Origin of the sequence: Thermodesulfatator autotrophicus (genome assembly GCF_001642325.1) — a bacterium.
Lineage (GTDB): Bacteria > Desulfobacterota > Thermodesulfobacteria > Thermodesulfobacteriales > Thermodesulfatatoraceae > Thermodesulfatator > Thermodesulfatator autotrophicus.
Map to the genome: position 1 here is coordinate 1 of NZ_LSFI01000049.1, position 19,395 is coordinate 19,395.

Sequence of the window (19,395 nt, forward strand, 5' to 3'; positions counted from 1 at the left end):
TGCGGCAGAGTAGATGAAAATGATTGCCCATAATAGCGAAGCCATAGACTTCAACGAAATATACCTGAGAGAGCCAGCGGATAAGGTGTAACAGGTAGTCTTTTTCTTCAGGGCCGAGGACATCGTGGCCAGGCAGAGCGGTGCGGGAGATGACGTGATAGGCGGCCTTTGGGTCATCCATGAAAAATCTTGGAATGCGCGGCATGATGAAACCTCCTTGCAAGAAAATTTGCCTGTCCCTATTTTCATCGGCCAATTTTTGACAGGGCTTAAAAATTTGCCTGTCCCTTTTACAACCTTTTACAAAATCACATCTTCTTCGAAGTCATCTGGAAGTTCGCCCCAGCCGTAAGAGAAGGCTTTTTTACGACAGGTTTCACAAAGGCGGTAAATGCGCACCCGGTCTTCCCTGGGTTTGAAAATTCTTTTTATCCCCGCTTTCATGTTCTCATAAGCTTCAGGGGTAAGCCAGCACTCAAACACACTCTTTTGCTTCCACTCTCCGTAATCTTTTAAGAACTTATGCATCTCTCGCAGGCGCTTATCGTCAGAAATATCGTAGGAAACAATATAAAAATACCGTTTAGACACCTTCCTAATCCTGGGTAAAGCTCTGGTATTTACCTTCCCGCCCTTCAAGCACCCGCCCAAGGTGCCAGACCTGTTGCTGCATTATCAGTCGGTAGCGGAGTCTCTTACCAAGCGGGGCATACAATGCCTCTTCGCCCAGACGTTCGCGAAACTTTCCCAAAAATTTGCGCAAACCATCTGGCGTTAGCCTCACCGCGGAAAAATCACCCTCTTCATCCCATGGTTCTTTGGTAAAGTCCTCTTTCCTGATGGTGCGCCAGTTAAAAAGACGCACCACTAAAGGATCAACAATTAGAGGCCGCCATTCCTCCGCCAGGTCAAGCACCAGAGAAGGCCTGCCGTACTCAGGCACATGCAAAAAGCCAAGGTAAGGATCAAGGCCGCTTGTTTCGGTAAGACTCCAGATTTGAGCAAACAAAAGTGTATAACCCAAAGATAAAAGCGCATTTATAGGGTCAGGCGGAGGCCTTCTTATGCGTCCAGGAAAAGTCAGGCCATCTACCTGAAAGAGTTTCCCGAAAACATCAAAGTAAACCTGAGCGGCCTGTCCCTCAATCCCTCTTAGAGACTCAAGACTCTTGGCCTTTTCTGCCTCTTTGGCTTTCTGACGTAAAAGAAGTATGGCTTGGCTGATTTTCTCGTCCTTTAACTTGCGATTTTGCCGTCTGAGAAAGGCCTTCTGGTTTTTAATCTTCCCATAGACTATAGCTTTAGCCAGCTCAAGGCGGCGGGTCTCGTTTTCAAAGGCCCTGAATTGAGCAAGCCTTAACTCCACATTTTTGCCCCTTGGTGGGGCTAGGCGGCCCAAATATTTGCCTGATGTGGTCAAAAAATGCACTTTGATTTCGTGTTTTAAAAGAGCCTGCAAGGCCTGGGCTGAAAAGTTAACCCGCCCAAAGACATATATCTCGTCCAGGTCGTCAAGCCTTATTTCACGAACTTCTTTTTCTTCCTTAAAGAACTGAAGTCTCTGGCCTTGCTTCCTGACTTTTAGCCCCTGTTCTGTTATGTATAAGGCCATCAGGTTTTCTCCAGCTTAAGTCTTCCATCTTCACAGTAAAGAAATACCTTTTCAGCCAGGCGAATTCTTTTACCAGGCCTGGCCTCAAGATAAGAAACGAGCTCCTTTTCCAGGTTTGCCAGCCTGCGCTCAAGCTTTTCTTTTTCGTTCAGGTAGAACCAGTAATGCCTGGCCAGTTCAGCTACCGAACGATGCTTGAGGGTAAGCGTTTCCTCCTCGGGAGGCACCAGAATAGGCGAAACATGAAGAAGAGGAGAAGGGTATCTTTCTTCTGCGTTTTCAAATACACAGTAGCAAGAAAGAGTGGTTGTAAGAGTGGGGAACCAGGCCCTTAGTTTATAGCAACTAATAGGATTGGGCGGAAGCCCTTTGCGCTGACGTTCAACCCTTGAGAAGTGGTAATCAGGGCAGGGGTGGAGCACTTCGTGTAATAGACGGCCGTCCTGGTCAAGAAGGCCCACGGTGAGGAAGAGGGCCAGCTTTTCTTCCCGTGTGAGGATGCGCCCAGCCTGGGCCTTACGCACCAGAGAGTCAATCACCGCACATTTTTCACAGAGCCGCGAAAGCAGCTCATCAAAGGGCTTTACCGTGCGCGCCTCAAAGCGTAATTCTCCACCGCGGCAAAAAGTTTTAACTTCAGAAAAGCTTAGCTGCCGCCATTTTTTGAAAAAAGAAAGTTGCTCTGGATATGGCTCACCACTTTCATCTATAAAAAGTGCTCTTTGCCTGGTAGAAGGGTTAACCCCCAGGGGTAAAATCACCGCCTGCTCTCGCCAGCCAAGCCCTACTGGTTTAGTGAGATTCCAGGCCTGATAAAGCACTCCGTCTTCGGGATAGGGAAGCTTATTTAGCAAGGTTTTTAAAAACCTTTTGGCCCATAAAAAGTGGATAGGCTCAGAAAACAAAAACCACAGGCGGTAATAATAGGGTGACAAAACCTCAAGGGCAGCGGACAGGCCTTCATCTTTAACCCTTTTGAAAGCCGAAAGGGCCACATAGTTTACGGCCTCACTTTTAAAGTGAAGCCAGCTTTTATCACGGGCATGGCGAGCCCTATCTTGTTCTGAGATGCGAATGGCAAGAAAAGCAACCCTTGTGCGGTTTTCTTCGTCAATGGGATAAACACCAAAATAGCGCTTACCAAGCAAGTGCTCCTTAAGCTTTTCTTCATCAAAGGCCTTTTCGCGATAAAGAAAAACAGGTGCTCCGGTAGAATTTAAAACTATTTCCCCGTAAGCCTTCCGCCCGTAAAGAAATGGCCCAAACGGCTCAAGGTCTCTTTTCCCCAGGGAAGGTGGAAAGTACCGCGGCCCCGACGCAGGCTTCTCTTTTTGCCTGGTTATAACGGCGTAAGAACCAGCTTCACCGAGCTCTTCATAAATTTTTGCCAGAAGCTCGCGAGCAGAAGAATTCTCTGGCTCTTTTTGCAAAAAACGCCTAGTCAGTCTTTTAGCGGTATCAAGGTCTCCCAATTCATAGTAGAGCCTTGCCAGAGCCCAAAGAGCGGGAGGATAATTTTTTTCCACCTCCAGGGCTTTCTGGTAGCACTCAATAGCCTGAATGGGCAAGGCAAGCTCTTCACAAAGAATACCCCAGCGCAGGTATTCATCGGCCTTTTGGCCAGGCCAAAGACGATAGCGAAGCACAAGGGCCCTTGCCTTTTCTTCCAGGCCCTGAGCCAAATATTCTTCAGCCATAAGAAGATGTTTCACAATATGTCATACTCCTTGTGGCGCAGAAGTTTTTTATCCCGTCCAAGGTGTTCAATGTGTTTTTCACAGCGTTCACAAATAGGGTAATAACGTACACTGTCTTCCAGAGGATCAAGGATTGGTTCTACTGAACGGCGCAAAGCCTCAAGCTGAACAGAAGTTAAGTGACACTCAAATACGCTATAAAGCACCCGCACCCCAAAATCTTCCATAATTTTAGCCACCTTACGCAGGCGCTTATCATCTGAAATGTCGTAAGAGATGAGGTAATGAGTAGCCTTCAAAGCCTTACCTCCATCCCTTTTAAGACTTTTTGCCAAAAAGGACTGAAAATGACAAGAAAAATTTTTTCAGGGACAGGCAAAATAATTTCCTAAGAAGAAGGCAGGTTAAACTAATTCTTGTTTATTGAAATATTTCTTGAGACTGCTTCGTTTGTCCCGAGGGGAGCGAAGGATCTCCTCGCAGTGACAAAGAAGGTTATCATTGCGAGCCACGAAGTGGCGAAGCAATCTTTTCCAAAGTAAAAAATTTAACGTCACCCCGCGTAACATTCTGTTGTAAAAGATGCTCCTATTAATAACCGGAAAGCTTTAAAAAGTGTTGACACGCAAGAGATTTTTTACTAAGGCAAATTCAAAGAATAGACAAAGGGATGGAGGGTGTTTATTTTAGACTCCCTCGATAAAGAAAACGATAAAGTTCTTATCTTACAGGTTCCAGGTTCTATGTAAAAGGTAGGTTTTTATGGCCAAATCTTTTCTGCCAGAAAGCTTTAAAATTTCCTTAGCAGCTCTTTTCCACGATATTGGCAAGATAGCTCAGGGTGTGCTTGAGTTACTTGCTTTAAATTAATGAACTATGAATAAACAGGATAGACTTAAAAATTTGCGTCAGAGATTTGATAAACTGGTTACCATTAAATTTAAGTGCCGAATTATCACCCCTATGTTTTTAGGAGATGCCGAACAAAAGGCCTCGCTACGCTCAGCACCTTTTAAGGGACTTTTGCGCTACTGGTGGCGGGTGGCTGCGGGGAGAAAATTCCCCTCTTACAGTGATCTCCTTAAGGAAGAGACCAAAATTTTCGGAGGTGGGGGTGAGGAGTCGAAAAAAAGCCTGGTGAGAGTAGAAGTGGAAGGGAATCCTCAAGTAGTAGAAGACCCTCGGATTCCTGGGGTTAATAATGTTCGGCATCCAGAGGTGATACGTCCGGTCCATCCTTTACTTTATCTCGGTTACGGGCCGGTAATATGGAAAAAGGGAAAGGGGGCTATTTACAACCGTTCTTACCTTAACCCTGAGGATACTTTTCAGCTTATACTGCGCGTGCCCGGCTCTTTACTAAATAATGAAACCTTTAAACTTGCCCTTATATTATTCCGCGCCTTTGGAGCCGTGGGTTCTCGCTCGCGCAACGGCTGGGGGAGCTTTCAGGTGGAAAAAATTGAGGGTTGCCCCCATTGGGATGAAAATTTTACCGAAAGATTGCCAAAAGACCTTCCTTCTTGGAAAGATTGTTTTAATAAATCTTATCCTCATACCCTTGCTAAAGGAGATAATGACAAACTGCTTTTATGGAAAATAGAAGAATTTGAATCTTGGGAAAAAGCTATGAAATTCCTTGCTGAAGTTTATATTTATGTCAGAACTGGTGTTCCACAGAGAGGGTATAAGTGGCCTAAACAAATGAGACTTGATGCCGATGCTCAAAATCTTATCGCTGAAAGACATCTGTTAGGTTTTCCCTTAACTAATCATCCGGCACGCAATGCTGGATGGAAACGACTCGCTTCTCCTTTGCATTTCTTTATAAGAAGAGGAAATAATAATAAATATTTAGCATTTATTTTACATCTTCCTTATTTTATAGAATCAGCACAAAGATTTGTCTCACAAGCTGACCAAATCAAACTCTGGCAAAAAGTACACCAGCGTTTAGACGACGCTATGCAGAGGGCAAGTATAAATGACTGCCTGTAAAATTCCGCAAGCATTTCATGATGACGAAAATTATTGGCGCGAAAAACTGGCCGCCTTTTTGCACGACCCACCGGATAAAGCTTTATCCATCTGGGGTCATGTAAGACGAGCCGAAAAACTGCGTGAAAAAATATATGTCTCCGCCGATGAAAATTTGCTTTCCAGAGCTGATCAGGTGGCTTCAGGGCTTGACCGTACCTTCCTGCCCGAAAAGGAAAGCGGGGGTGAAATAAAATTTCCAGAACAGCCTATAGTTACCCATCCTACCGGTAAAGGCAGATATCTTGTTCTGGAACCTTTAAATAATTTGAAGCTTGAAACTATTTCAAATCAAATTGAAGAATTAATAGAAAAAGACACTAAAAATTTCCCTAAAAACTTTTATTCTTTTGTCCTTTTTCATTATTTTCGGCATGTTCTTCCGTATCGCCTGGCCCAAAAAAAAGTAGGTAATCTTTCCTGGCAATGGTGGTGCCTTCCCGCAGACACGCGCCTTCCAGACCATTCCATCTGGCAGCACTGTGCTCTGACTTCGGCCCTTTACTCCTGTTACCGGCTTTCGCCCAACAAGAAGGCCTCGCTCATGGTCTTTAGCATCACCCCGGTGCAGGACTTTATTGCTCGTTCACGCAAGCTGCGGGATTACTGGACGGCCTCGCTTATCCTTTCCTGGTTGGCTTCAGAGGGCCTGTGGATAGTAATATCTCGCTATGGCTCAGACCATATTATATATCCTTCTCCCATAGGCCAGGCTTTAATAGAAGCAGGGTTAGACAAAACATGCGGTTTTAGCTCCTGGAAGGCTCGCTATCACCTTGAGGCCAGAGCTGCCACGCTTCCCAACAAGTTTCTATTTCTTGTTCCCGCGGGCAAAGAAGAAGAAATTGCTTTGCTTATTGAAGAACAAATAAAACATGCCTGGTGGGAACTCGCCAAAAAGGTTAAATATCTTCTCGTTGAAAAGAAATGTTTTGATGTAGTCCCAAAAGTTTGCCTGAAAAGTTTTAATGATATTTTTGAGCGCCAGGCAAAAAGCTTCTGGGAGTTCCACTGGGCAGCCGTGCCTTTGCTTGACGAGCATCTTCTTAATCAAAACAAGCTTTTTATTCCTGAAAACATCGTCCAGAAACTTGAAGCTTATCTGGAGGAAGCTCGTCAGAAAAAATTGTCATATCTAAACTTTACCGAAAAATTTTTTTATTCGGCTTCCTATGATTTTGTAGGGCGCAGTCTTGCTGCGGAAAAGCTCTCTCCTGTGGAACAGCGGGCCGAAGAACCAGGTATAAAGTGTCATCTACATCCAGACCTTGAAGCTTTAAGATTTTCCTGTCTGGAATGTAAAAATGAGGGGAAAAACTGTGAACTGATAACAGGCAAAAAGCCAGATCCTAATCCTAAGCCAAGCCGCGATCTATGCTGGCAAAAAATCCGTAAAGGATTTTCAAAATCAGAATTTAAAGAAACCGAGCGTCTTTCAGCTCTGGGCCTTATTAAACGCCTGGCTTACCTGGCGGTGGATAAAGAACATCCGCTTTATCCATTCTTCCAGGGAGCTGAGGGCTTTCCTTCCACCACCGAAATAGCTCTGCAAGATTGGCTTGAGCGAGCCCAAAAAGACATAGATGAACTCGGCCTTTCTCCTAAAAAAATAGCTGAAATTTTACATCAAAAAGAAACGAAGGAAAAATACGAAATTGAAGCCATTTCAGCCCAAAAAGAAGAAATTCGCCAAAAAGTTTTTGACCTTTTAAGTCGTCGTAAAGAAAAAAATGACGAACCAACCGCATACGATCGCTATTACGCCGTTCTTATTATGGATGGCGACCGGATGGGAAGGCTACTTTCTGGCGGTTTTGCGGCTACCTGGCGAGATGTTATTCACCTGGAGATTATAAGGCGTCTTGAAAATAATGAGATTGGCTCAAATTTTAAGACTTTCTGGCAAGATTTTCTCAACTGCAAGCGTCTAATTTCCCCGTCTGTCCACGCGGCTTTATCTAAAGCTTTATCTGACTTTGCCCTTTATACCGTGCCCTCTATTGTGACCAGGTATAGGGGACGCCTCATTTATGCTGGTGGAGACGATGTGTGTGCAGTTTTTCCTGTATCTCAGGCACTTAAAGCAGCCCGAGAGATAGCCACGGCCTACAATTGGGCCTTCGTCAGGTATGGTAAACCACGGGTAGTGGTAAGAAGGCAGGGAGAAAATATCAGCTCGGAACATGTAGCCGAAGAAATCTTAAATGCCAGAGACTTACAACCGGAAGACCGCTTACTTCTTCACCTGGGGCCTGGAGATGAGATTTCCATTTCTGCCGGGCTTTTGATCGTGCATCACAAATGGCCCTTGCGTGCCGCTGTTCGCCGGGCACACGAATTGTTGGACCTGGCCAAGGATTCTGGCCGGGCGGCCATGGCCTTGGAACTGCAACGCCGGGCCGGGGAACGCCGCATCTTTGTGGCTGGCTTAAACGACCGGGTTTTAGAGCTTTCGGTCTGGGATGCCTTTGAGAGCCTGATTGAGGCTTTGGCTAAGGGTAAACTTTCGTCTTCTTTTGTTTATCGTTTGGCTGCCTATGAAGAAGCTCTTCTCGTCTTGAAACACAACCCCAAGGATATGTTTCGTTTTGTACATGCTCAAATCAAAAAAGAAGAAAACAATGTAGATTTGGCTAAACATATAGTGTCTATCATCCTTGGACAGCGCAGGAAGAAAAATTTTTGCAGTGTTATCGGGGATTCTCTGGCCTTAGAAGCCCTGGCTATTGCTAATTTTCTGGCAGAAGCGAAGAAACGAAATGAGTCAAACGGTGCTTAAAATAAAAGGATACCGCTTTTTCTTCTTTTCGCGGGAAGAACCCCGCAAGCACGTTCATGTTCATTGTGCCAATGGCGAAGCAAAATTCTGGCTGGAGGAAGAAGTGGCTCTGGCTAAAATATGGTTTGAGTACAAAGAAACTAAACGAAATAGAAACAATATTGAACACCCGGAAAAATACCCTTTGAAGGCCAAACGATGATCGCCCAATGGCTTGAGATTAAACCATTTGACACGCTTTTTTTCCGCGGCGGAGAACCCATGGAGGCGGGAGAAACGCACGAGGCTGGTGTACCAATCTTTCCCCCGGTGCCGGAGACTATTATCGGGGCGCTGCGCACCGCCATCCTGGCACAAAAAGGAATAGATCCCGAACGGCTAAAGCCTTTGCCCGAAGACCAGGATTTAGACCCTGAAAATTTGCCCCTCTGGGGCACGCCCAAACGGCCTGGCTTTAGTATAACCGGCCCTCTTCTTAAGGCAAACGGAGTAGTGCTGTTCCCGGCTCCGGCGAGCTGGTTTTATAATGGAGCCCTGGGGGAAACTTTAACCGTTTATGAGGCCAGGCCTTTAGAGCCGCAAGAAGCTCTTCCGGTAAAGCTTTCACGCTCCAAGGCCCTTTGGGTAACAAAACCTCCCGAAGAAATGGAGCCTCTTCTGGGGCGTTTCTGGCTTACTCGCCGAGCGCTAGAAAATACCGAGTCATTTAAACTCAAGGTAGCCTGCTCTTTAGAAGAGATATCTGAGGATGAGTCCCTGGCTGTGCCATTTAACCTTTTATTAAAAACTGAAGAAAGAGTAGGCATTGCCAGAGATAATCGTTTTAGAGTGGTTAAAACAGGCCATCTTTATGCCGCACGCCACCTTCGGCTAGCTTCTGGTGTTGCTCTTTTGGTTGGCCTGGATAAACCTCTTTGCTCTTCACACCTGAAAGAAGAAGGTGTTTTTCAGCTTGGAGGAGAAGGCCGCCTGGTGCGCTATCGGTTGATAAAAGAGAACCCGCAGCTTCCTACTACCAATAACGGCCGATGGCTAGCCATTTCTCCCCTTTCTTTCAGTAAAGCTCAATCGGCAAGTATATTGGACGTTCCTTATGCTTCGGGAAAGCTTATACGCGTGGCCGGTTTTGACCTGCGGACTGGTTTTCACAAACCTGCGCGATCTTATTTCCCTGTAGGAGCGGTATTCTTTACCGATAAAGACAAAGGACTTTGCGAGTTGATACCTTTTTAAGGAGGAACGCTATGAAGTTTGATAGAATCACTTTTGACCCTCAGGTAATGGGAGGTAAACCTTGCATCAGGGGCCTGAGGGTAACCGTTGGAACTATAGTCGGTTTAATCGCTTCTGGAGTTAGCAAAGAAGAAATTTTAAAACTTTATCCCTATTTAGAACCAGAAGATATAGACCAAGCTTTAGCCTATGCTGCCTGGCGAGCTGAAGAAATAGAAATTACAGAATTTGAAAATAAGAAAGTAGCATGAAGATATTAGTAGATGTTAATCTGTCACCTTCATTAGTTTTACTTTTGAGAGAAAAAAACTATGAAGCGTTTCATTGGAGCGAAATTGGAAGTTTATCAGCAAAAGACGAAGAGATATTAAGCTGGGCTAAAGAAAATAAGTTTATCATCTTAACTAATGATTTAGACTTTGGTGCTATCTTAGCAGCTACTAAAGCAGACTTTCCTAGTGTTATTCAAGTCAGAACTTTAGATGTAAGACCTCATGTTTTACTTCCCAAAATTCTATATTTATTAGAAAACTATCAGGAATACCTGATTCAAGGTGCTCTCATAGTTTTAGACGAGAGAAAAACAAGGATTAGAATTTTACCTTTAAAATAGGAGGAAAGGATGCTCTGGGGAGAAGAAAGGCGATTTTGTTTTTTATACGCTCTGACACCCATTCACGCCGGGGCCGGACAGACTTTAAAAGCCGTGGATTTACCCATTCAGCGGGAGCGTCATACCGCCTGGCCCATGGTTCAAGCTTCGGGGATAAAAGGAGCGTTGCGGGATTGGTGTGAAAAGGCCTGGAAAAATAACGGATTGAACGAGGATTTGGTAGAATGCATTTTCGGCCGAACCGTTGAAGAGGGAGACAACTGGGCTGGGGCGGTTACGGTAACTGATGCAAGGTTGCTTCTTTTTCCCGTGCGCGCCAATGTGGCGCCTTTTGTGCATGTGACCTGCCCGGCCGTGCTCAAACGATTTAAGGAAGACCTGGCTCTTTTAGGCCAGGAGGTAAAAGTCACTTTTGAAGTGGAAAGAGAAGGTTTTGTGCCCTTAAAAGGAGGCTTCCCAGAGAAAATTATTTTGGAGGATATGCCGGTAAACAGAGAAGACCAAAACAGCTCAAACTCCGATGATTCTTTTAATTCCTATCTGGACCAGGTGGAAAAAGCCGTGTTGGTCTCTGACGAAGTGTTTGGCTACCTGGTGCGCACGGCCACCGAGGTCCAGGCCCATATTGCCATTGACGACGATACTGGCACGGCCAAAGATGGATCTTTGCGCTATCAAGAGTATCTCCCGGCAGATTCTGTGCTCTATTTTCTGGCCTTTTTCTCCGAAGACCGCAAACCAAATAGCAAATGTAAGGAGCAAGGCACCCGCCTTTTGGCAAACGATGTGGCCAATCTGGTGACCCAGGCGGTTTCCACTCACCTTCAAATCGGTGGAGATTTCACCCTTGGTAAAGGCATTTGCAAGGTGAACTGGCTAGGAGGTAAGAGATGAGGACTATCGGGCAGGAGCGCGCTGCATTTGCCTACCAAAAGACTAAAGAGGCCCTTGAGGCCCTGGGGGCCGGCGCGGCCAAAGAGTTTTCAAGTTTTGTAGCCGGACTTCCGGCCATGATCCTGCAAAACGGCCTGGGGCACACGCTCTGTTTTCTTTTGGCCAAAGCTGCGGATCAAAAAAGTGGCAAATACAACAAGACCGGCAAAGAAGCCAAATACTGGCTGGCCTTTGAGGCCCTAGCAGGCTGGCTAAAAGAACGCGATTTGCTTTCTTTTGACCCAGAAAATCCAGCCAAAACAATAGAGGAAATTACAAAAGGTGAGGCCTTTAAATACCTCGCCCTTCAAGAAGAGGCTCTCAGGTTTCTTGAGTGGTTTAAAGTAATGAGCAAGATGTTTGTGGAGGAGAAAAATGCCTAAAGGAAACCGAGGGCATGGAAGGAGGCCGGCTGGACAGAAAGGAAAACCATGGAATATGCCACAACCTTTTCGGCCTTTGCCGGATGAACTTTCCCGGCATCTTCAAGATCTCGGCACAAGTTTTAATTTTGGCCTTTACTTCAATAAGTGGCTCTTTGCAGAGTGGAAAACTAAAGACAGCCTTAAGTTTCCTAAATATCAGTTTCAGGCCCATAGGCAAGCTCGAAAAGTCCTTGAAAACTATCAAAAGGCTTCAGGAGAGATCAAATCTTTTCTTGAGAAAAAACACCGCGAGATTGACGGTCTTTGCAGGGCCTTTCAAAATCTCGGTTATGAACCGGTAGATAATAAAGACTACAAACTCAAAACTCCGCTCATAATCGGCCTGGGGAACGCCCATCCTACCGAGCGCGGCTTCACCTTACACTGGACGCTGGGCATTCCCTACCTTCCCGCAGAGAGTATAAAAGGCGTAGTGCGCCTGGCGTATCTGATAAACAAGGCAGAAGAAAATCCCGATTTTTTCGAACACTGGGCTGCCGAAGATAAAACCTTCTGGGAATGTTTAGCCCAACCCTTTGGCCGGGAAGAGAAAGAAGGCCCTGCCGAAAGGGGTAAAGTGGTCTTTCTTGACGCCTTCCCGATGGAGATCCCCGAGCTCACGCTGGAGATCACCACCTGCCATTATCCGGATTATTACGGTGGGGAACGCGGTCCTACCGAAGACCAAAATCCGAATCCACTTCCTTTTCTGGCGATAGCTCCAGAAGTTGCGTTTCGCTTTGTTTTCCTTATGGACCAAGAATTGGCCGGGGAAGTCCGAGAAAGATTTCTCAAGGCCTTTAAAGACGCCCTTTCAGAACACGGCTTTGGCGCCAAGACGGCCCTGGGTCACGGGAGGTTTGCATGAAGAAAGTCCTTATTGCTCCATGGGGAAATCCTTTTAGCTGGAAAGAAGTATCTTATTCTTTCAATGATAGACAATTATACTCAAAAACTTCACTCTCAATTTTAGTAAATGAGTTAAAACCAGACCATATTTGGATTTTAGTTGGCGATTCTTTAGCTAAAGATTTAAACAATAAAGAAAACTATCATAATCTTAAAAAAGATGTAGAAGAAAGGATGAAAAATTTTCTTTGTGATAACTTCTCAGAAGATATTTTAGGAAAAGTTAGAATTTTTGTTCTTCCAGGCACAGGTTACTTCCCAAACGGCGTCTTTAGAGGACAAATAATTGATTATTATTATCGCTTAATTTATGAATTATCATTAAATTTTTCAAATGTTTCTTTTAATGAAAAGCTTGAAGTTCATTTGGATCTTACTCATGGATTAAATTTTATGCCAGTTTTAACATACAAAGCTGTCAAAGAAATTCTACAAGTTATAAGTCTTTTCAAAGATATTCAATTTGTTGCTCATAATGCCGACCCATTTTCTTCAAATATGTCAGATATGACTCTTCATATTCATGAAGTAGAAAATATAAAAATAACACATCTTTTCCCTGCTCTTAGTCCATATAAACCTGAAGAAAATGATAAATTTTTTGAAAAATTAGTAATTGACGTTAACGATAAAAAAATAAAAGCTGTAGATAAAAATTGGCTTAAACAGGTTTTAACCTTCCTGGGAGGTGGAGTATTTGGTTTGCCTCTAGTTTTGACAACTTTTTTTGTTCCTTCTAAAGAGATAAATTCACATTTAGAAGAAGCTATAAAAGAATATGAAGACAAGATCTCTATCTATCAAAATACAATAAAAAAAGAAGCTAAATTAACACCTCTTTTTAGAATTCTATCTTTAATCTATTTGTTTTCAAAATTTCTTGAAAATGATTTATCATTTATCAGTAAGTCAGACAGTAAGTCAGAAATTTCTTTAAAAGATTTTAAGACTTTGTATGATAAAATATTTAAACAAAACATCCTTTTTAAAAATGTGATAGGCAAAGAAATAAAGAGTTTAGAAAGTTTGGAAAATATTTCTGATCAATGGGAGTGTTGGAATAAAATTGAAAACAAAAAATGTGATTCTATTGACCCAAGGAACTTTTTTGCTCATGCTGGCTTAGAAAAGAATGCTGTCCAATTACGAATAAGCAATTCTGAAAAGCAACTAAGATATGATCCAACTAAGCAAAAAAATATAAAAAATTTTGTTTTAAAAACACTTTATTAAATGCCATCCCTTAAAAATCATCGCAAAGATCGGTTAACCGAAATTATAGATTTCATCGTGCGCAAACTTGATCCTGAGAAGATTATCCTTTTCGGTTCACAGGCGAAGGGAACTGCCCGGCTTGGTTCCGATTTTGATCTTGTAGTTGTAGGGAAGGCATCTCTTGATTTTCGCTCGGAACGAAAACTCAAAGAAGAATTGGATCGGATTGCAGGGTTATACACCGTTGATCTTTTGTTTTGGAATAAGATTTCTCCAGAGTTTAGAAAGATAATTCTTAAAACAGGAGAAATAGTCTATGAAAAAAACTGACTTATATTTAGCTATTGATAAACTAGAGCAGGCTTTTGCTCGTCTTAAAGAAGCGCTTCCCAAAGTCAAGGATGATCTTGATCGTGACGGAGTCATTCAACGCTTTGAATTTACCGTAGAGCTCTTTTGGAAAACCTTGAAAATTATCCTTGCTTATCAAGGAATTGAATGTGCCAGTCCTCGTAGATGCATCAAAGAAGCCTTCCGAGCGGGATTGATTGATGATGACGAAATAGTTCTTGACATGCTTGAAGACCGTAATCGTAGTTCTCACATCTACGACGAATCAACGGCGGAAGAGATCTTTATGAGAATCACTAAAGTTTATTGTTCGGTTCTGGAAAAACTCATTACAAAAATCAAAAAAAGAGCTTTATGAGAGGTATTTTCTTAAAATATTTGCCCTAAATTTTGGTCTCGGCTAACGAAATATATTTCGTTTTGCTGAGGTAACAGGCCAGGGGGCCTGTCACCTGCCCTTCTTAATCTGGCAAGGTTTTCTCATCAAGCAGTGCCCATCAAACTAAGCTCATCAGGAGGTAACAGGCCAGGGGCCTGTCACCTGGCCTTCTTAATCAGGCAAGGTTTTCTCACCAAGCAGTGCCCCTCAAACTAAGCTCATCAGGAGGTAACAGGCCAGGGGGCCTGTCACCTGCCCTTCTTAATCAGGCAAGGTTTTCTCACAAGAATTAAAGCTTAAAGGAGAGAGATTTTTAAGTTGTCGTAATGCCTTCTTAATCAGGCAAGGTTTTCTCACCCAGAGAAGGCAATGACCTCAGAAGTCTTAAGAATAGCGTCGTAATGCCTTCTTAATCAGGCAAGGTTTTCTCACGATTGAAAAAAGAATTAAAAGCTTGGCTACCAAACTAAGTAGGTCGTAATGCCTTCTTAATCAGGCAAGGTTTTCTCACAATATTTATTTATCAGAGAAATATACCGGCCAAGTGTATATGTCGTAATGCCTTCTTAATCAGGCAAGGTTTTCTCACAAAATAGCTCGCTCATATTCTTTTTTTAGCCTAGGTCAGTCGTAATGCCTTCTTAATCAGGCAAGGTTTTCTCACTAAAAATCTCGATAGGAAAATATTTTATTCTATCGAGAGTCGTAATGCCTTCTTAATCAGGCAAGGTTTTCTCACTTAATGGCCAGCCCATTATTGTAGAAAATAATGGGCTGGTCGTAATGCCTTCTTAATCAGGCAAGGTTTTCTCACGGAAAAGAAAGAAATCAAATTTTGGTTTTATGTAGAAGGAAAGTCGTAATGCCTTCTTAATCAGGCAAGGTTTTCTCACAAAAATATGATGATAGTGGGTTCTCATTGGTAGATATAGAGTCGTAATGCCTTCTTAATCAGGCAAGGTTTTCTCACAAAATGCATTAGAAAAATTATTGTAAAAGGAGGTAAGTAAGTCGTAATGCCTTCTTAATCAGGCAAGGTTTTCTCACACCCTAGTTTTGGCTGAAAGTGAGCTATTCATAGAATTCAGGTCGTAATGCCTTCTTAATCAGGCAAGGTTTTCTCACTTAGAAAAACAGTATCATTTAGAAGACAGCGATGATGTCGTAATGCCTTCTTAATCAGGCAAGGTTTTCTCACGGCCAAAATTTTGGTTTCGGATTGGAGAACTATACAAGGGGTCGTAATGCCTTCTTAATCAGGCAAGGTTTTCTCACAAAAAATAAAAACGGGAGGTAAGAGAGATGGGAGATGTTAGTCGTAATGCCTTCTTAATCAGGCAAGGTTTTCTCACGTTATGGAAAAGTTAAAAGAATGGCGTGAGAGGCTTATTGGTCGTAATGCCTTCTTAATCAGGCAAGGTTTTCTCACATACACCAAGACAAAGAAAGTTTTTGTCTTTCAGCCGCTTGGTCGTAATGCCTTCTTAATCAGGCAAGGTTTTCTCACGAAAAAGGGGGCAGAAAAATGATAAAGGTGCAGGAGTCGTAATGCCTTCTTAATCAGGCAAGGTTTTCTCACATGGGGCTATTAGGGACGAAGAGGGGCGTATTGTGGGGGTAAGTCGTAATGCCTTCTTAATCAGGCAAGGTTTTCTCACTTGGAAAGGTTGAAAAGGTTGAGTTTACTCAAAGCGCGTCGTAATGCCTTCTTAATCAGGCAAGGTTTTCTCACCTTGTAAGCATAAAGAAAAAGGGGGCAGAAAAATGATAGTCGTAATGCCTTCTTAATCAGGCAAGGTTTTCTCACGGGGCCGATGTTTCTCGAAGAACGGGAGGGGGAAGAATCAGTCGTAATGCCTTCTTAATCAGGCAAGGTTTTCTCACCACAGGACTGAAAGGGACATTGTCTCCCTGATGCGGGTCGTAATGCCTTCTTAATCAGGCAAGGTTTTCTCACATTTAACATTGCCAGAAGGGCAAAGTTTGTTTCTGGTAGTCGTAATGCCTTCTTAATCAGGCAAGGTTTTCTCACTAAAGCCACAGGCAAAACGCTTCTCGCAATAGCCACGGGTCGTAATGCCTTCTTAATCAGGCAAGGTTTTCTCACTAAGAAAGTAAAGGCTAAGAAAGAAACAACAAGTAAGGCAGTCGTAATGCCTTCTTAATCAGGCAAGGTTTTCTCACTGGACATAAGGAGGTTAGAATGATTTGGGAAACAGCAAAGTCGTAATGCCTTCTTAATCAGGCAAGGTTTTCTCACAGAAGCTTATAAAGTGTATCAGTTGGATAAATTATTTGGTCGTAATGCCTTCTTAATCAGGCAAGGTTTTCTCACAGAGGAAATATGCGCAGTTTTTGGAGTGCCGCCAGCTTGTCGTAATGCCTTCTTAATCAGGCAAGGTTTTCTCACTTTTATTTATTTTAAAAAATATGTGGATGAATACCAAACAGGTCGTAATGCCTTCTTAATCAGGCAAGGTTTTCTCACTTTATGCTTGTGTGCAACGAATAGCAACAGCGGCGTCTAGGTCGTAATGCCTTCTTAATCAGGCAAGGTTTTCTCACATGAAATTGATGCGGAAAATAAGAAACCAGTTTAAGGAGTCGTAATGCCTTCTTAATCAGGCAAGGTTTTCTCACATAGACCAAGGTTGCAAAAGATAATTTTGGTGCGTTATGGTCGTAATGCCTTCTTAATCAGGCAAGGTTTTCTCACAGCTATACATAGAAGCTCAAAAATTAAAAGTCTTTTTGATTGAGTCGTAATGCCTTCTTAATCAGGCAAGGTTTTCTCACACGGCAAGAATAAAGAAAAACTAAGGGGGGTAAGAGAAATGTCGTAATGCCTTCTTAATCAGGCAAGGTTTTCTCACAACATAGAAGCTCAAAAATTAAAAGTCTTTTTGATTGAGTCGTAATGCCTTCTTAATCAGGCAAGGTTTTCTCACTGTGAGAGACGGCTTGGTGTGGGGGCCAGGAGAACTGGTCGTAATGCCTTCTTAATCAGGCAAGGTTTTCTCACACGAATTTTGGGGTTCGGTATTGGAAGAGAAGTTTCTCACGTCGTAATGCCTTCTTAATCAGGCAAGGTTTTCTCACCTTACGAACGGCTAACGAACGGCAAGAATAAAGAAAAGTCGTAATGCCTTCTTAATCAGGCAAGGTTTTCTCACCCGCCCTAGAACCTGTTGTTCTTTTACTGCTTACTTACGTCGTAATGCCTTCTTAATCAGGCAAGGTTTTCTCACTTTATGGTAAATATTTCAAAGGATGTAGTAAAAGAAATATATGTCGTAATGCCTTCTTAATCAGGCAAGGTTTTCTCACAAATATCAAAGATGAACTACTAGATATTCTATTGTTTTATGTCGTAATGCCTTCTTAATCAGGCAAGGTTTTCTCACAGAATGCGTCTAATATTGAAATTGATACTAGCTGTTTAGAGTCGTAATGCCTTCTTAATCAGGCAAGGTTTTCTCACGATTGCACCGATGGCTACATATTAATGATGCAAATACAAAGTCGTAATGCCTTCTTAATCAGGCAAGGTTTTCTCACTTTCACTGTATTGGGAAAATCTGGATGATCTTGACCTACGTCGTAATGCCTTCTTAATCAGGCAAGGTTTTCTCACATAGACCTTTGTAAAAAATACAAAGAAGAAAATATCCCGTCGTAATGCCTTCTTAATCAGGCAAGGTTTTCTCACTTTAGATGATTTTGGTAGCCTTGATATTTCCTTGGATGTCGTAATGCCTTCTTAATCAGGCAAGGTTTTCTCACGATTGGCGCTCTCCATAAAGAAACCCCGCATACTGAAATCGTCGTAATGCCTTCTTAATCAGGCAAGGTTTTCTCACAAATTCCGAAGCCATAAGGGTTTGACACCGAAGGATGCGTGTCGTAATGCCTTCTTAATCAGGCAAGGTTTTCTCACCCGAGATTTCCAGGAAAAGCTGACGATTTATAAAGCTAGTCGTAATGCCTTCTTAATCAGGCAAGGTTTTCTCACAGGAGTGACGAGGTAGGGATAGAGAAGGTGTTTTCCTGGTCGTAATGCCTTCTTAATCAGGCAAGGTTTTCTCACTAACGACTGGAAGGAAGTTAAACGGCTTCCTTCCCGTGTCGTAATGCCTTCTTAATCAGGCAAGGTTTTCTCACAGCTGCCTTTAAAAACGACGTTATAAAAACAGGTTAGATGGCAGGTTAGGTCAGGGCTCAGGGAAAAACCGGTTAAAACCTGCTTTAAAACTCTACCTTCCAGCTCGAGAACCACCTGAAACCATTGAAGCCCAAGACTTTCCATAACCGGTCAGGGTTAAAATAACCCGTCTGAAAATTAACGATAAATTGCTAAGTTATAAATTTGCGCGAAAAAGGGGTACCCCTGACCAAAATCAGACCGGGATACCCCATTTCTTATTAGTTAAAACATTGTTGCGTTACAGAGTATCTCGCGAGATGACTAAGTTGCCGTGGCGATTTAAATCTCTTCGGTATCACTCGGAAAGATTGCTTCGCCTTAGATTGCTTCGCTCCGCTCGCAATGACAGAGAAAGAGCTCGCAATGACAGAGAAAGATTAATAATTAAATAAAACTGCTATTATAAGAAGCCTTGCCATTAACACTATTCAATTTTCAAAGAACTATTTATTAATGGGAGCATTTTTTACATTACAGAGCATCATCGCGAGGCGACGTAGTCGCCGTGGCGATCTCTGATCCCTTCTGCATTGTTTGAGACGGAGATTGCTTCGCTTCGCTCGCAATGACAAAAAGAGAACTTGCAATGACAGCCCCTGTCATCTGTTTTATGCTCTCATTAATAACCAGTATGCCTAACTTGAAGTTTAAATCAAGCAAATTTTAACTAATCTCCCACCACTTCCCACTCAAAGCCCACTATGTTGCGTTCTTTTTTGCTGAACTCAACGCCAATAAGGTAAATATTCTGACACTTATCAAAATATTTTTCGTGATAACCTCTGGCTTTAATCTGTTCCAAAGCCTTGCCTTCTGGCTCAAGCTCCACCACCTTAAATTCAAATAAAAAACACCTTCCTTCAAAAATTACCGCCATGTCAAGGCGCCCGTGGCTTACAGCCTCTTCCACCCGCACCTCTACTCCCAACGCCGTAAAATAACAGTAAAAAATGCTCGCATAAAATCCCTCGTAACCGGATAGCTCCGTCTTCCTATACCAATCATGCG

17 protein-coding genes, 1 pseudogene and 1 CRISPR repeat array are annotated in these 19,395 nt (G+C 43.0%); of the genes and pseudogenes, 12 read left to right on the forward strand and 6 right to left on the reverse strand.

Annotated features, from left to right (window positions below):
* The 5 genes and pseudogenes from TH606_RS09620 to cas2 (TH606_RS09640) form a co-directional block, all read right to left on the reverse strand.
* Positions 1 to 205 (reverse strand): annotated as a pseudogene (locus TH606_RS09620) (hypothetical protein); the annotation flags it as partial.
* A gap of 95 nt (positions 206 to 300) precedes the next feature.
* Positions 301 to 591: a CRISPR-associated endonuclease Cas2 gene (gene cas2, locus TH606_RS09625; protein WP_082863611.1), complete on the reverse strand. Its 291-nt coding sequence runs from the start codon at positions 589 to 591 to the stop codon at positions 301 to 303.
* Between the two features lie 4 nt (positions 592 to 595).
* A complete protein-coding gene (cas1, locus tag TH606_RS09630; protein WP_068543363.1) occupies positions 596 to 1,612 on the reverse strand; it encodes a CRISPR-associated endonuclease Cas1 in 1,017 nt (338 codons plus the stop codon).
* Positions 1,612 to 3,324 carry a CRISPR-associated primase-polymerase type A1 gene (locus TH606_RS09635; RefSeq protein WP_068543366.1) on the reverse strand — a complete coding sequence of 571 codons (1,713 nt, stop codon included), beginning with the start codon at positions 3,322 to 3,324 and terminating at the stop codon, positions 1,612 to 1,614. The genes cas1 and TH606_RS09635 overlap by 1 nt, the downstream gene beginning before the upstream one ends.
* Positions 3,321 to 3,608, reverse strand: coding sequence for a CRISPR-associated endonuclease Cas2 (gene cas2 / locus TH606_RS09640; RefSeq protein ID WP_068543369.1), 288 nt, complete (start codon positions 3,606 to 3,608; stop codon positions 3,321 to 3,323). The genes TH606_RS09635 and cas2 (TH606_RS09640) overlap by 4 nt, the downstream gene beginning before the upstream one ends.
* A 577-nt stretch (positions 3,609 to 4,185) precedes the next feature.
* Between cas2 (TH606_RS09640) and cmr1 the strand changes: the two genes are divergently transcribed.
* Genes cmr1 through TH606_RS09700 form a run of 12 tightly spaced genes read left to right on the forward strand, consistent with a single transcriptional unit; the run spans position 4,186 to position 14,162 of the window.
* Entirely contained in the window at positions 4,186 to 5,307 is a 1,122-nt protein-coding gene (cmr1, locus tag TH606_RS09645; protein WP_068543373.1) for a type III-B CRISPR module RAMP protein Cmr1, read from the forward strand.
* Entirely contained in the window at positions 5,294 to 8,125 is a 2,832-nt protein-coding gene (gene cas10 / locus TH606_RS09650; protein ID WP_068543376.1) for a type III-B CRISPR-associated protein Cas10/Cmr2, read from the forward strand. Before cmr1 ends, cas10 begins: the two co-directional genes overlap by 14 nt.
* Entirely contained in the window at positions 8,106 to 8,327 is a 222-nt protein-coding gene (locus TH606_RS09655) for a DUF4160 domain-containing protein (RefSeq protein ID WP_082863612.1), read from the forward strand. Before cas10 ends, TH606_RS09655 begins: the two co-directional genes overlap by 20 nt.
* Entirely contained in the window at positions 8,324 to 9,358 is a 1,035-nt protein-coding gene (locus TH606_RS09660; protein ID WP_068543379.1) for a type III-B CRISPR module-associated Cmr3 family protein, read from the forward strand. Before TH606_RS09655 ends, TH606_RS09660 begins: the two co-directional genes overlap by 4 nt.
* 11 nt (positions 9,359 to 9,369) lie before the next feature.
* Positions 9,370 to 9,609: a DUF433 domain-containing protein gene (locus TH606_RS09665; RefSeq protein WP_068543382.1), complete on the forward strand. Its 240-nt coding sequence runs from the start codon at positions 9,370 to 9,372 to the stop codon at positions 9,607 to 9,609.
* Positions 9,606 to 9,971 carry a DUF5615 family PIN-like protein gene (locus TH606_RS09670; protein WP_068543385.1) on the forward strand — a complete coding sequence of 122 codons (366 nt, stop codon included), beginning with the start codon at positions 9,606 to 9,608 and terminating at the stop codon, positions 9,969 to 9,971. The genes TH606_RS09665 and TH606_RS09670 overlap by 4 nt, the downstream gene beginning before the upstream one ends.
* A 9-nt stretch (positions 9,972 to 9,980) precedes the next feature.
* Positions 9,981 to 10,865: a type III-B CRISPR module RAMP protein Cmr4 gene (gene cmr4, locus TH606_RS09675; protein ID WP_068543389.1), complete on the forward strand. Its 885-nt coding sequence runs from the start codon at positions 9,981 to 9,983 to the stop codon at positions 10,863 to 10,865.
* Positions 10,862 to 11,287 carry a type III-B CRISPR module-associated protein Cmr5 gene (gene cmr5 / locus TH606_RS09680; RefSeq protein WP_068543392.1) on the forward strand — a complete coding sequence of 142 codons (426 nt, stop codon included), beginning with the start codon at positions 10,862 to 10,864 and terminating at the stop codon, positions 11,285 to 11,287. Before cmr4 ends, cmr5 begins: the two co-directional genes overlap by 4 nt.
* On the forward strand, positions 11,280 to 12,197 hold the full coding sequence (gene cmr6, locus TH606_RS09685) for a type III-B CRISPR module RAMP protein Cmr6 (protein ID WP_068543395.1): 918 nt from the start codon (positions 11,280 to 11,282) through the stop codon (positions 12,195 to 12,197). Before cmr5 ends, cmr6 begins: the two co-directional genes overlap by 8 nt.
* Positions 12,194 to 13,471, forward strand: coding sequence for a CRISPR-associated CARF protein Csx1 (gene csx1 / locus TH606_RS09690; RefSeq protein WP_068543398.1), 1,278 nt, complete (start codon positions 12,194 to 12,196; stop codon positions 13,469 to 13,471). Before cmr6 ends, csx1 begins: the two co-directional genes overlap by 4 nt.
* Entirely contained in the window at positions 13,472 to 13,783 is a 312-nt protein-coding gene (locus TH606_RS09695; RefSeq protein ID WP_068543401.1) for a nucleotidyltransferase family protein, read from the forward strand.
* A complete protein-coding gene (locus TH606_RS09700; protein ID WP_068543404.1) occupies positions 13,770 to 14,162 on the forward strand; it encodes a nucleotidyltransferase substrate binding protein in 393 nt (130 codons plus the stop codon). The genes TH606_RS09695 and TH606_RS09700 overlap by 14 nt, the downstream gene beginning before the upstream one ends.
* 178 nt (positions 14,163 to 14,340) lie before the next feature.
* Positions 14,341 to 18,344: direct repeats of the CRISPR family, unit length 37 nt; unit sequence GTCGTAATGCCTTCTTAATCAGGCAAGGTTTTCTCAC.
* Positions 18,345 to 19,054: 710 nt separating this feature from the next.
* Here the strand turns inward: TH606_RS09700 and TH606_RS09710 are convergent.
* Positions 19,055 to 19,395: PD-(D/E)XK nuclease domain-containing protein (locus TH606_RS09710; RefSeq protein WP_197460556.1), on the reverse strand; the 341-nt coding region annotated here is incomplete at its 5' end.

Excerpts from the sequence above, each read along its gene's own strand:
- TH606_RS09700 (WP_068543404.1), top strand. The coding sequence starts at position 13,770 with ATGAAAAAAACTGACTTATATTTAGCTATTGATAAACTAGAGCAGGCT.
- csx1 (WP_068543398.1), top strand. The coding sequence starts at position 12,194 with ATGAAGAAAGTCCTTATTGCTCCATGGGGAAATCCTTTTAGCTGGAAA.
- cmr5 (WP_068543392.1), top strand. The coding sequence starts at position 10,862 with ATGAGGACTATCGGGCAGGAGCGCGCTGCATTTGCCTACCAAAAGACT.
- TH606_RS09670 (WP_068543385.1), top strand. The coding sequence starts at position 9,606 with ATGAAGATATTAGTAGATGTTAATCTGTCACCTTCATTAGTTTTACTT.
- cas10 (WP_068543376.1), top strand. The coding sequence starts at position 5,294 with ATGACTGCCTGTAAAATTCCGCAAGCATTTCATGATGACGAAAATTAT.
- cas1 (WP_068543363.1), bottom strand. The coding sequence starts at position 1,612 with ATGGCCTTATACATAACAGAACAGGGGCTAAAAGTCAGGAAGCAAGGC.
- cmr1 (WP_068543373.1), top strand. The coding sequence starts at position 4,186 with ATGAATAAACAGGATAGACTTAAAAATTTGCGTCAGAGATTTGATAAA.
- cmr6 (WP_068543395.1), top strand. The coding sequence starts at position 11,280 with ATGCCTAAAGGAAACCGAGGGCATGGAAGGAGGCCGGCTGGACAGAAA.
- cmr4 (WP_068543389.1), top strand. The coding sequence starts at position 9,981 with ATGCTCTGGGGAGAAGAAAGGCGATTTTGTTTTTTATACGCTCTGACA.
- TH606_RS09695 (WP_068543401.1), top strand. The coding sequence starts at position 13,472 with ATGCCATCCCTTAAAAATCATCGCAAAGATCGGTTAACCGAAATTATA.
- TH606_RS09660 (WP_068543379.1), top strand. The coding sequence starts at position 8,324 with ATGATCGCCCAATGGCTTGAGATTAAACCATTTGACACGCTTTTTTTC.
- TH606_RS09655 (WP_082863612.1), top strand. The coding sequence starts at position 8,106 with ATGAGTCAAACGGTGCTTAAAATAAAAGGATACCGCTTTTTCTTCTTT.
- TH606_RS09665 (WP_068543382.1), top strand. The coding sequence starts at position 9,370 with ATGAAGTTTGATAGAATCACTTTTGACCCTCAGGTAATGGGAGGTAAA.